General features: G+C 30.9%; 9 protein-coding genes and 2 tRNA genes. 8 read left to right on the forward strand and 3 right to left on the reverse strand.

All coding sequences use genetic code 11. The features are described 5' to 3' along the window. Positions 1 to 54: 54 nt before the first annotated feature. The 3 genes from ACTNBA_RS08620 to ACTNBA_RS08630 form a co-directional block, all read right to left on the reverse strand. Complete coding sequence (locus tag ACTNBA_RS08620) at positions 55 to 1773, reverse strand: S8 family peptidase (RefSeq protein ID WP_441073437.1); 1719 nt, start codon at positions 1771 to 1773, stop codon at positions 55 to 57. Next, positions 1770 to 3629 carry a S8 family peptidase gene (locus ACTNBA_RS08625; protein WP_441073439.1) on the reverse strand — a complete coding sequence of 620 codons (1860 nt, stop codon included), beginning with the start codon at positions 3627 to 3629 and terminating at the stop codon, positions 1770 to 1772. Before ACTNBA_RS08625 ends, ACTNBA_RS08620 begins: the two co-directional genes overlap by 4 nt. 125 nt (positions 3630 to 3754) lie before the next feature. Next, positions 3755 to 3841 (reverse strand) — tRNA-Leu (locus ACTNBA_RS08630). 158 nt (positions 3842 to 3999) lie between these two features. On the opposite strand from ACTNBA_RS08630, the gene glsA reads away from it, so the two are divergent. The 8 genes from glsA to ACTNBA_RS08670 all read left to right on the forward strand — a co-directional run bounded on the left by glsA (position 4000) and on the right by ACTNBA_RS08670 (position 12631). Beyond that, positions 4000 to 4914, forward strand: coding sequence for a glutaminase A (gene glsA / locus ACTNBA_RS08635; RefSeq protein WP_346846529.1), 915 nt, complete (start codon positions 4000 to 4002; stop codon positions 4912 to 4914). A 34-nt stretch (positions 4915 to 4948) separates the two neighbouring features. Further along, entirely contained in the window at positions 4949 to 5083 is a 135-nt protein-coding gene (locus tag ACTNBA_RS08640) for a DUF554 family protein (RefSeq protein WP_441073686.1), read from the forward strand. 329 nt (positions 5084 to 5412) lie between these two features. Further along, positions 5413 to 8046, forward strand: a complete 2634-nt coding sequence (gene polA, locus ACTNBA_RS08645; RefSeq protein WP_441073688.1) for a DNA polymerase I — start codon at positions 5413 to 5415, stop codon at positions 8044 to 8046. Beyond that, on the forward strand, positions 8033 to 8638 hold the full coding sequence (gene coaE / locus ACTNBA_RS08650; protein ID WP_441073441.1) for a dephospho-CoA kinase: 606 nt from the start codon (positions 8033 to 8035) through the stop codon (positions 8636 to 8638). The genes polA and coaE overlap by 14 nt, the downstream gene beginning before the upstream one ends. 13 nt (positions 8639 to 8651) lie before the next feature. Beyond that, positions 8652 to 9230 carry a lytic transglycosylase domain-containing protein gene (locus tag ACTNBA_RS08655; RefSeq protein ID WP_346880021.1) on the forward strand — a complete coding sequence of 193 codons (579 nt, stop codon included), beginning with the start codon at positions 8652 to 8654 and terminating at the stop codon, positions 9228 to 9230. 155 nt (positions 9231 to 9385) lie between these two features. Further along, a tRNA-Leu gene (locus ACTNBA_RS08660) sits at positions 9386 to 9471 on the forward strand. Positions 9472 to 9690: 219 nt separating this feature from the next. After that, entirely contained in the window at positions 9691 to 11058 is a 1368-nt protein-coding gene (locus ACTNBA_RS08665) for an alanine/glycine:cation symporter family protein (RefSeq protein ID WP_441073443.1), read from the forward strand. A gap of 220 nt (positions 11059 to 11278) precedes the next feature. Beyond that, complete coding sequence (locus ACTNBA_RS08670) at positions 11279 to 12631, forward strand: replication-associated recombination protein A (protein ID WP_441073444.1); 1353 nt, start codon at positions 11279 to 11281, stop codon at positions 12629 to 12631. Positions 12632 to 12655 lie beyond the last annotated feature (24 nt).

Below are 12655 nucleotides of genomic sequence, written 5' to 3' on the forward strand. Positions count from 1 at the left end.
AATTTGCAAAACCCTAATCATAGTTTTTTTATGATTAGGGTTTTACCAGTATAGTTAAATCATATTTTGAAACATTTGAAGTATATTTAATAATCCATAGCCCCATTGAGGATTAGGATATATATCACCAAGACGTTGTACAGCGCCTCTTGCAATATAGGTTTTTATACTTTGAGAATACATGTAGGGATCATTAAGTCTAGTAAATCCCCATTCAAATAACATGGCACAAGCACCAGCAACAACAGAAGCAGCTACACAGGTGCCATTAACTGTTGCAATTTCGTTGTTAGGAGCTACGGCTATAGCATTTACACCACCAGCTGCTATATCAACGTAATTAAATTTAAGGTCGTTAAAACCTGCACCAGAGTAGTTTAGAAGATAATTATTGTTTTGATTATAAGCTGCAACAGAGATTACATAAGGGGAATTGCTTGGATTAGTAGATGTTCCAAAGGGATCTGCATGACTAAAGTGAGTACCACCAACAGTTAAGCCTTCTTCTGGAATCCAAGCATTAAAGTTACCTTTTAATACAGTATTTGTAATCAATCTAAGTTTCCATATGCCCGATTGTATGTCATAAAATCTAATTCGAATTAATTCATCACCAGTAATATCTTCAGGTAAATAGTAATTGACCTTAACTGAAGTCCTTTCGAATATATAATCATAATATTCTGTACTATTAATTACGGCCCCAATAACACCAGTGCTTTCACCAGAGGGAGATATAATTTCTACTGACATGATGTTAGGTGAATCTACCCAAATATCCATCCATAAACTATTTTGCTCTGGAGATACATCAACTTCTACTATATGAAGTTCCCCAGGTTCGGATAATATTCCAGAAGCATGGCATCCTTTATCTCTTTGATTCCCAGTTGGAACAACAACTACAAGTCCACTATTTTGGCTTAAAGACTCTATATACTGCTCTAAGATTCCAGTTCCATAATGGTTACCTAAATTTGTACCAAGAGGAAAAAGGATGACCATTGGTTTAGATGAAGTTAAAGAATATCTATATAAAAATTCTAAGGCTGCAAAAATAGTAGTTATATTATAAAGGGGAACTTTAACATTAAATTGTGATTTATAGGAAAAATCTTCGATTAGTTTTACAATTACAAAATCGCAATTTGGGACTACACCCTTTAACTGAGGATTTTTACCAGTGGCTCCAATTATCCCAGCCATATTTGTACCATGACCAATTTCATCTATGGTTGGTACTATATCATAGGGGGATTTGCCTTCTCTAGCTGCTTGTATAGCAGATTGAATATCATCTTTTTCATATACAGTACCGTATGGAATAAAGTAATCTAAAGTTTTGCCATTAGAAGGTATTGTTTGATCCCAAATACATTCTATTCTAGTTTCTCCATTATCCCTCATAAATTCTTCGCTTAAGTAATCTATACCTGTATCAAGAATTGCTATATTTACACCACTGCCATTTAAAGTTAAAGGTAGGTCTAGCTGTAAGAAACCTACTTGAGAGGCCTCTGTAGGGGTAATCTGTTGAAGGGTATACATTTCAACTGGTTTTACATATACAATGGATGGATATTCAGGGTCACCAACAGATATTTCTACGTTTTTAGGCAGAGATATGATTGCATACCTATCATTAATTATAGTTAAATAGTGACTCGGCTCTTGAGTGATATCTTGTTGAATATTTCCTTGATACTGAACAATATAATGATCGTAATTTATATCATAAAAAATGCTATCTGGAACATCTAAATGTCGCTTCATATAAAATCACCTACAATACATTTTGGAATTCTTATAAACATATTATTAGTAGTATATACAATATAATCATCACTTTTATTATATTCATCGCAAGTGTTCGCTCTGTTAAGAGATATATTTGTAGAATAAGATCTACTTATAAAGTTAAAAACACCTAATAGGTCTAAATATCCATATCCTAATTCCTGATTAGGAAAACGGTAATAACTGCTCCTAGCTGCACCATGCATTAGATAGCTTCTAATTTTTTGAGAATACATAGTTTGATCATTACCATTAATAATTCCCCATTCTAATAATATTGCACAGGCTCCTGCAACTATAGCAGTTGCAGCAGAACTACCAGACATGGTGGTAGTGCCACCAGTAACTTTTGTAGTTAAAATATTTATGCCTAAAGTAGCTATATCAGGATTGATTAGGTTGTTGGTATTGAAACCTCTTCCAGAAGTGGAGATTAAAGCATTATCTTCACCATAATAAGAAACAGTAACAATATTAACAGCTGTGGATGGTTCGGTTAGTGTGTTTAATGGGTTAGGTTGAAGAAATTCGGTACCGCTAGGTAAAGTACTATGGGGTTGTAGCCAAATATCATATCGCCCATCAATTAAATATTCTCCTATTAGTCTAAAGGTCCATATGCCAGGTTTTATGTCATAAAATTCTACATGGATAACTTCATGGCCAGTAAAATGTTCAGGATTAAAATATAGGACTCTTGATCTAGTGTTTAGAAATACAAATTTAGTATTCTGTTCATTAACATCTTTAGATTTTAATAGGCTAGAGCTTTCACCAGTAGGAGATACTATGACCAAAGAAGCTCTGTTTGGCTTTTTAACCCATATGTTAAATGTGAAAAATCTCATTTCTTTTGTTATTCTAAGCTCTAGGGATGAGGGGTCAGTTTTATTTTTAATATAACCAGTAGCATGGGTTTGAGCAGCTCCTTCATTTCCGACGCCTGAGACTAAACATATTCCTCTAATAGTACCTATAGAGGATACATATCTAGAAATCAAGCTAGTTCCATCGTGGCTACTTTCTGTAGAACCTAAGCCTAAATATATTACCATAGGTCTTTTAAGTTCAACAGCAACATTTTTTAAATATTCGATTCCAGATACGATTTCACTGGCATTATATACTGGGGTATACTCTACACCATTTTCTAATAGGGCTTTTCTAAAATTAGTAGATTCAAAGAGCTTTACGATTACAAAGTCACTGTCATTAGCTATACCTCTTATGTCAGAGTTATTACCTCTGGCACCTATAATACCTGCAACCTGTGTACCATGTCCAATAGTATCTTTAGATGGTACAATGGTATAAGGGTCTTCGTTGTTTCTATAAGCTTTAATTGCTGCATTAATCTGATCATTAGAATAAGTAGTACCCATATAGGTGCTAGAACTATTGTTTGAGATAGTTTGATCCCATAGGCTAATTATTCTTGAGGTATCATCTTCTCTAATGAATTCTTGATTAAGATAATCTATACCTGTATCTACAACACCTATTAGAACTCCTCTGCCAGTTAAGTTCAAATAAGGATTTATTAATATGGAATTTATGTTACCCACAGAAGGAGGGGAAGTAGATTTTGAAGTTTCACCTAATACAAACATTTTTCTAAAGTCGAAAAAAATAATTTGGGGAACTTCTTTTAACAATCTATTCATTTCTAAATGGGACACTGCTACTACAGCTAGATTATCTGTAATTACATCACCACAAGCATAGGATATTTTATCTATTTGCTCTTTAAACTCATCTTTATTTTTATATTGAACAAGAAAATTAGATACATTTTCATCGTAATATAAACTACAATCTCTTGAATTAATCATAGATACTCCAAATAATAATACTTTATAATATTATTATATTTCAGTTTAAATATTTCATGATATTATTTGCTAAAATAAGTTTATAATATAAAAAAAACCGCTTGATTAATCAAGCGGTTTTTTACTGGTGCCGGTGACCGGGGTCGAACCGGTACGGTGTTGCCACCACGGGATTTTGAGTCCCGCACGTCTGCCAATTCCATCACACCGGCTAGTACATTTAGTATTTTACCACAATATCCTAAGGATTACAATAGTATTTTTATCTTAGATAAGGATAGTGTAGAAGTTAATACTTAAGTATTGAAAAATAGGTACTTGATTAATATAATAAAACTGTAAGTAATTAAATCAGAGGGGAGACATGATAATGAAGAGGATCTTGGAAAATATAATTGAAGATTGTAGAAAATGGACAAGTAAAGGTGAAGTGGCTTCATATATACCAGAACTAGCAAAAGCTAATCCTGAAGCTTTAGGTATTTGGGTTACCAATTTAGGTGGTGAAGAATATTTTGCAGGTGATTGGGATATTAAATTCACAATACAAAGTATGTCTAAAGTAATAACCCTAATGTTAGCAATCTTAGATAATGGTACAGAATACGTTTTCACTAAAGTGGGGATGGAGCCTACAGATTCAGGGTTTAATTCCATAACTAACTTGGAAACTCACGAACAAAAACAACCATTAAATCCTATGATAAACGCAGGAGCTATTGCAACAGTGTCTTTAATTAATGGAGAAACAGCTGATGAAAAAATAAATAGAATACTTAATTTTACTAGAAAAATAACTGGAAATGATGAGATAGGTATAAATTACAATGTGTATGAGAGTGAAAAGAAAACAGGAAATAGAAACAGAGCATTAGCTTATTACATGAAGGGTAATGGTATAATAGAAGGGGATGTAGAGGAAATTTTAGATGTCTACTTTAAAGCTTGTTCTATGGAGATAACTTGCAAAGATATAGCTAGGATAGGAGCTATGCTTGCCAATGATGGAGTTCTTATAAATAATGAAAGAGTTATATCCAGAGAGGCATGTAGAATAGTTAAAACCATAATGGTTACTTGTGGTATGTATGATGCATCTGGAAAGTTTGCTGTACATATAGGAATTCCAGCAAAGAGTGGAGTAGGTGGAGGAATAATGGCTGCAGTACCTAGAAGGATGGGAATTGGAGTTGTAGGTCCTGCTCTTGATGCTCAGGGAAATAGCATAGGTGGAATCAAGATTCTAGAAAAATTATCCCATGAATTAGATTTAAGCATATTTTAGAAGTTGAAAACAATGTAAGGATAAAAATACATCTATTGCAGAAATGACTTTTGTTGGTTCACTTTTAATTATTGCATTAGCCTTAAATATGATAAAGATATCAAAATTTAAAGTTATGAATTATTTACCAGCAATTTTTTTACCAGTTATTATTTATTTGTTTATATAAATATTTAGTGGTGTTTAGAAATATATTTTTGCAGTTAATAAACCTTCTAAGATATAGATTAAATCAATATCTTAGAAGGTTTATTAAATTTTATTCTATTAAATAAAATTTACATTATACTTATAATATAGATGAATGAAAATTCATATTTTTAAATTACTAGTTTTGTTGTTAATACCATGAAGTAATGTTATAATCATTTATCAAAAGAATCATGTTTATTTACTTGACTTTAGTCCCCAAAAAGTAAAGAATAATATAGGGGATAATAAGAAAAAATGAAGGAATTCAATAAAAGTGATTAAATAATTTGAATGGATGTGATTAAAATTAATAGAGAAAGTTTAGCTGTTTTAGATGGAAATAGCTTACTATATAGAGCATTTTATGCTATACCAGAACTTACAACAAAAGAAGGCGTTTATACTAATGGAGTATATGGGTTTTTAAATATGCTTCTTAAAATTAAAGAAGATATAAATCCAGATTATATTGTAGCTGCCTTTGACAAATCTTCTAATACATTTAGACATAAGGAATATGAAGATTATAAAGCAGGAAGGAAGAAAACACCTCCAGAGCTTTCCATGCAATTTCCTATAATAAGAGAAATATTATCCAAGATGGGAATAAGCGTATTTGAGTTAGAAGGATATGAAGCAGATGATTTAATAGGTACTATATCTGTTTTAGCAGAAGATGAAGGTATGGAAGTTTATGTGGTAACAGGAGATAAAGATGCTCTTCAACTAGCCACAGATAACGTTAATATAGTTATAAATAAAAAAGGAATTACAGAAAAAGAGATATATAATAAAGACAGATTTATTGAAGATTTTGGGGTAACACCTACTCAATATATAGATGTGAAGGGCCTAATGGGAGATAAATCAGATAATATTCCAGGAGTTCCGGGGATAGGTGAGAAGACTGCATTTAAGTTAATTAAGGAATATGGTAGCATAGAAGATGTTTTGATGAATATATCTAATATCAGTGGTAAAAAACTCAAAGAGTCACTTCAAGAGTATAGTGAACAAGCAATTTTTAGTAAGAAGTTAGCTACAATTATTACTAAAGTTCCTGTAGAAATACCTATGGAGCAGTTAAGAACTAAAGGAAACTTTAACAATAGTGAAGTTAGAGATATGTGTCTAAGATTGCAATTTAAATCTCTTCTTAATAAATTTGAAAATCTTTCACAAGATAGTTCTGAAACTCCAGAAAATCAAAGATTAGAAGTTGTTGATTATAAAGTTATTAATGAAATTAAAGATTTGAATGATGTTATACCTAATATAAAAAATAGGGCTTTTGTAAAATTATATGTGGAGGATACAAGTAATTTTGCCAAAATTATGGTGAAGACCATAGGCATATTGTCAGAAGGTCAGGTGTATCTACTTTATTGTGATAAATTGCTAGAAGAAGATAGAGAAGGCTTTATAAATGCAATGAAGATAATTTTTCATAATTCTAGCCTTGAAAAAATTACCCATGGTATTAAATATGGATATACTGCTTTTTTAAAGCTTGGTATTGATTTAGACCTAGTAAATTTTGATGTGGAAATAGCAGCTTACTTATTAGATTCATCAAAATCAGAGTATTCCATAAAAACACTTTACGAAGAAAGGCTAGGAAAGACATTTGACGGAGATGAAGACTCCCTTAAAGCTAATGAAATTGTAGCTCTTGAGAAAATATATACAATCTTAAAAGAGGAAATTAAAAAAGAAGATATGGAAGAACTACTGTTTAAAGTAGAGCAACCTCTTACTAAGGTTATATCATATATGGAATATGAAGGGTTTAATATCAATAGAAAAGAATTGGAGAATCTAGGAACTAAATTTAGTGGAGAGATTGATACTCTTACAAAAGAAGTATACCATTTGGCAGGGGAAGAATTTAATATAAATTCTCCTAAGCAACTTGGGAAAATATTATTTGAAAAACTAGACCTACCAGTAATAAAGAAAACTAAAACAGGTTACTCCACCAATGCGGAAGTATTGGATGCGTTAAAGGATAAACATGAGATAATAAATAAAATTTTATATTTTAGACAAATTACAAAACTATACTCTACCTATATAGAGGGACTTAAAAATGTAATAGATGAAGATGGAAGGATACATTCCAACTTTACTCAAACTGTAACTACTACTGGCAGATTATCTAGTACAGAACCTAATCTTCAGAATATACCAATCAAAAATGAGAATGGAAGATCAATAAGAAAGGTTTTCATACCACACAATAAAGATTCAGTAATTTTGTCAGCGGATTATTCACAAATTGAACTTAGAGTTCTTGCACATATTTCTGAAGATGAAAATATGATAAAAGCTTTTAGAAATAGTTTAGATATTCATACTTCTACAGCATCAGAAGTATTCAATGTGCCAATTGAAAATGTAACTAAGACAATGAGAAGTAATGCAAAGGCTGTTAACTTTGGAATTGTTTACGGAATAGGTGATTTCAGCTTGGCTCAAGATTTAGGGATAACACGAGGAGAGGCTAAAAAGTATATTGATACATACCTTGAGAGATATGGGAATGTACAAAAGTATATGGATAGAGTAATTGAAGAAGCTGAAGAAAATTCTTATGTAACAACACTTCTTCATAGAAAAAGATATATTCCAGAGGTAAAATCCTCTAATAAAATTGTAAAAGCGTTAGGAAAAAGATTAGCTATGAATGCACCTATTCAGGGTAGTGCAGCAGACATTATAAAGATTGCCATGGTGAATGTTGCTAGTGAGCTTAAATCAAAACAACTTAGGAGTAGATTAATTTTACAAGTTCATGATGAACTTATACTTAATGTATATAAGGATGAACTTGATTTAGTAAAGGATATAGTTAAGAAGGAAATGGAGAATGTACTAGATCTTAAAGTTCCCCTAAATGTAGATATTTCTATAGGAGACACTTGGTATGAAGCAAAATAATATATTAAAAGTAGGTTTAACAGGGGGCATTGGATGTGGAAAGAGTACCATAAGTATGATTTTTAGGGAAAATAATATTCCTGTTATTGATGCAGATGAAATTTCTAGAAAAGTACTTGTGAATCATCCTAATATTTTATTAGAAATAAGAAGAGCTTTTGGTGATGAATATTTTGATGAAAATGGTGAGTTTCTAAGGCGTAAAATGGGAAATCTAATATTTTCTGATAAAAGTAAAAAAGCTCAATATGAAAATATAATAATGCCTCATATTTTTCATGATATATTTAGTGAAATAAATAAATATAATGATATAGGAGAAGAAATGTGCATAGTAGATGCACCTACATTAATAGAAAGTAAACTTCATACTTATATGGATAAGATAATAGTTGTTATTGCCAGTGAAGAAATACAGTTAGAGAGAGTTATGAGACGAGATAATTTTTCAATGGAAGAAGCAACTATAAGAATAAATAATCAAATGAGTACAAAAGAAAAATGTAAGTTTGCAGACTTTATCATTGATAATAGTGGAAATCTGCAAGAATCTAGGATTAAAGTGATGAAAGTAATAAGCAAGCTTAAATAGATTAGGGGGAAAAATGACTTATAAATCTAATAGAAGGACCAGGAAGAGTATATTGATAATAGTTATAGCTGTAATTATTATTGCTAATTTTAAAGTTATACTAAAAAGCTTTTTTCCGTTAGAGTATGAAAAAAGTATTATTGAATATAGTGAGATGTACAATGTAGATCCTAATTTAGTAGCAGCAGTAATTAATACAGAAAGTAAATTTGTAGTAGATGCAAGCTCATCAAAGGGAGCAATAGGATTAATGCAGATAATGCCAGATACGGGAAAGTGGATTGCAGAAAAACTAGAATTAAGTAACTTTAATGAAGAAATAATAGCAGATCCTGAGGTTAATATAAGAATGGGAACTTGGTATTTGAAAAAATTGAGTGAGGATTTTAACGGGGACTATATTCTTGTATTAGCGGCTTACAATGGTGGTCCTGGAAATGTTACTAAGTGGCTTGAGGATGAGAAATATTCTAGCGATGGAGAAAACCTTCATAAGATTCCATTTAAGGAAACTAAAAGTTATGTTCAAAAGGTTAAATTTAATCATAGAATATATAAATATCTATACAATTTAGGTCAAAAGGCAGAGTAAAACATATGTTGCAATAATTATAGTAGTAAACCCAATTTAGTTTATTATAAATTAAATTGGGTTTATTTATTAAATTGCTTTAAACTAAGTTGATTTTAGTTGTTGAATCTAGTAATAGATGATGATATAATAATTAAGTAAAATTATATTATTATGCAGATGTGGTGGAACGGCAGACACGCTATCTTGAGGGGGTAGTGAGAGAATTCTCGTGCGGGTTCAAATCCCGCCATCTGCACCAATAAAACAATGGAAAGGAGTTCGATTCTTTTCATTGTTTTTTATTTATTTTTAATACTTTATAAGAGTGTATGATAATTTAATTCTTATCTATTTAAATATCAAATAGTATCATTATATATTTAAATATGTAAACGTTATTCGAAATTGTTGAAAAATTCACAAAATAACCTTATAATGAACATAAGGTAGTAAACTGTAACATCATGGGGAGGATATTATGGATAATTTACTAGAGATAGTTAAGAGTATCAATGGAGTTCTTTGGGACTATGCATTAATTTTTTTACTATGTGGAACTGGAATTTATTTTACTTTTAAGTTAAAGTTTGTTCAGGTTATAAAATTTGGAGAAAGCTTTAAACTTGTTTTTGGAAAAATAAAATTTGGTAAAAAAGCAGGGGCAGATGGAATGTCTTCATTCCAAGCACTTGCAACGTCTATAGCTGCACAGGTTGGTACTGGAAACTTAGCAGGAGCTGCTACAGCTATTGTAATGGGGGGACCTGGAGCAATTTTTTGGATGTGGATTAGTGCCTTCTTTGGAATGGGGACCATATTTGCTGAAGCAACTTTAGCGCAGCAGTACAAGACTGTAGTTAATGGACAAGTTACTGGGGGTCCAGCTTATTACATTAAAAATGGATTGAAAAACAAAAAAATAGCAAAGGTAATGTCTATATTTTTCTCAATAACTATTATACTTGCTCTCGGTTTTATTGGAAATATGGTACAAGCAAACTCCATAGGAAGTGCATTTAGTGAGTCATTTGGAATTGATGCTAGAATTGTGGGTGTGGTAGTTGCTATACTGGCTGGTATCATTTTCATAGGCGGAGTTTCTCGTATAGCATCCTTTACAGAAAAAATTGTTCCAGTAATGGCACTATTATATATTATAGGTAGTTTATTTATAATAGTAATGAACTATGCAAATATATTACCTGCTTTAAAAATGATTATAGTTGGAGCATTTAATCCTCAAGCTATAGCTGGTGGAGTTGTAGGAGTAACTATTAAACAAGCAGTTAGATATGGTGTTGCTAGGGGATTATTTTCAAATGAAGCAGGTATGGGTTCAACTCCACATGCTCATGCAGTTGCAAAGGTTAATCATCCGTCAGAACAAGGGTTAGTAGCTATGATGGGAGTATTTATAGATACCTTTATTATATTAACTTTAACAGCTCTTGTAATATTGACTACTGGAGCTTTAAATAGTGGAGAAACAGGAATTATATTGACTCAAAAGGCGTTTGCTGCTGGTATGGGAGGAGAGGTTGGAGGAATATTTATTTCAGTATCTTTATTCTTCTTTGCTTTCTCTACAATTATAGGATGGTATTTCTTTGGAGAAGCTAATATAAAATTTTTATTTGGTGAAAAAGGAACAACTCCTTATAGAATATTAGTTATGATATTTATATTCCTAGGTTCTTGTATGAAAGTTGATTTAGTTTGGGAGATTGCAGATACTTTTAATGGATTAATGGTATTACCTAATTTACTTGCTCTTTTAGCATTATCTGCAGGGGTTAAGAAATGTTTAGATGATTACAATGAAAAGAAAAGAAAAAACTTACTATAATTAATAATTTAGTATAATGTTTATTAATTTTTTTAATTAATTATAATATTAGATTACTATATCAAATATGCAGATTATTACCTTAATTACTTTTAACAGAGATAATAGCCTTCCAGAGTTAAAGATTTTATTCTGGAAGGCTTTATGTTATATTTAATATATTATAAAATGAAATTTAGCTTTAAATGATATGATAAGTATTTATTGAAGGATGATGTGAATGGAAAGAGAATATAATATCTCATTATTTGATTTAGAAGAAACAAAAGAAAAAAATAATAATATAGATTTAAATAGTAATGAACCTTTAGCACAAAGACTTAAACCTAGTAATTTAGATGAATTTGTAGGGCAAGACCATATATTAGCCAAGGATAAACTATTATATAGAAGCATTAAAGGTGATAGAATTACATCTTTAATATTTTATGGACCTCCTGGAGTTGGAAAAACAAGTCTAGCAAAAATTATTGCTAAAACTACAAAGTGTAACTATGTTGAGTTAAATGCAGTAACTTCTGGAATTAAAGATATAAAGAATGTAATAGATGAAGCAACGAGAGAAATTTCTATGAGTGGAAAGAAAACTATACTTTTCATAGACGAAATACATAGGTTTAATAAAACCCAACAAGATAGTTTATTACCTCATGTAGAAAAGGGAATAGTAACCTTAGTTGGTGCTACAACAGAAAACCCCTTTTTCGAAGTTAATAAAGCACTTTTATCTAGATCAATGATTTTTAAATTAGAGCTATTATCAAAAGAAAATATAGTGTCATTATTAAATAGAGCACTTAAAGACAGAAAGTTGGGCTATGGAAGTATTAATATAAAGTTATATAAAGAAGCAGAAGAGTTTATATGTGATAATGCTGTCGGTGATGGAAGAAGAGCATTAAATGCTTTAGAATTGGCTGTTTTAACTACTAATAAAAGAGAAGATGGTATAATACATATAACTCTAGATGTAGTAGAAGAGTGTATGCAAAAAAAACAAGTTACTTATGATAAAAGTGGAGATTATCATTATGATATAATATCTGCCTTTATAAAGAGTATTAGAGGAAGTGATCCTGATGCTTCAGTGCATTATCTTGCTCGAATGCTATCAGGTGGTGAAGATCCTGAATTCATAGCTAGAAGACTTGTAATATCAGCATCAGAAGATATAGGCAATGCAGATCCATATGCGCTTTTAATAGCTAATGCGGCTCTAAATGCAGTGAAGTTTATAGGAATGCCAGAAGCTAGAATACCTCTAGCTCAGGCAACTATATATTTAGCTGGAGCACCTAAAAGCAATGCATCTTATAATGCTATTAATTTAGCTCTTGAAGACATAGAAAAGGAAGAGGTAGGTAGAGTTCCTTTACATCTGCGAGGTAATAATTATAGTGGATCTAATATTTTAAATGAAGGATCAAGATATAAGTATCCTCATGATTATGAAAATCATTATGTTAGACAGCAATATATGCCTAAGGAGTTACTTAAGAAAAAATATTATACTCCAACATCAATGGGGTATGAAAAACGTATAAAGGATAGATTAGATACCTTAAAAAAATAAAATTTAAAACATAAATAATTTTTT

It is taken from the genome of Clostridium sulfidigenes (genome assembly GCF_052067195.1).
GTDB classification, from domain to species: Bacteria; Bacillota; Clostridia; order Clostridiales; family Clostridiaceae; genus Clostridium_J; species Clostridium_J sulfidigenes.

Coding starts and splice junctions, on each gene's coding strand:
- ACTNBA_RS08620 (WP_441073437.1), bottom strand. CDS start 1,773: ATGAAGCGACATTTAGATGTTCCAGATAGCATTTTTTATGATATAAAT.
- ACTNBA_RS08625 (WP_441073439.1), bottom strand. CDS start 3,629: ATGATTAATTCAAGAGATTGTAGTTTATATTACGATGAAAATGTATCT.
- glsA (WP_346846529.1), top strand. CDS start 4,000: ATGAAGAGGATCTTGGAAAATATAATTGAAGATTGTAGAAAATGGACA.
- coaE (WP_441073441.1), top strand. CDS start 8,033: ATGAAGCAAAATAATATATTAAAAGTAGGTTTAACAGGGGGCATTGGA.
- ACTNBA_RS08655 (WP_346880021.1), top strand. CDS start 8,652: ATGACTTATAAATCTAATAGAAGGACCAGGAAGAGTATATTGATAATA.
- ACTNBA_RS08665 (WP_441073443.1), top strand. CDS start 9,691: ATGGATAATTTACTAGAGATAGTTAAGAGTATCAATGGAGTTCTTTGG.
- ACTNBA_RS08670 (WP_441073444.1), top strand. CDS start 11,279: ATGGAAAGAGAATATAATATCTCATTATTTGATTTAGAAGAAACAAAA.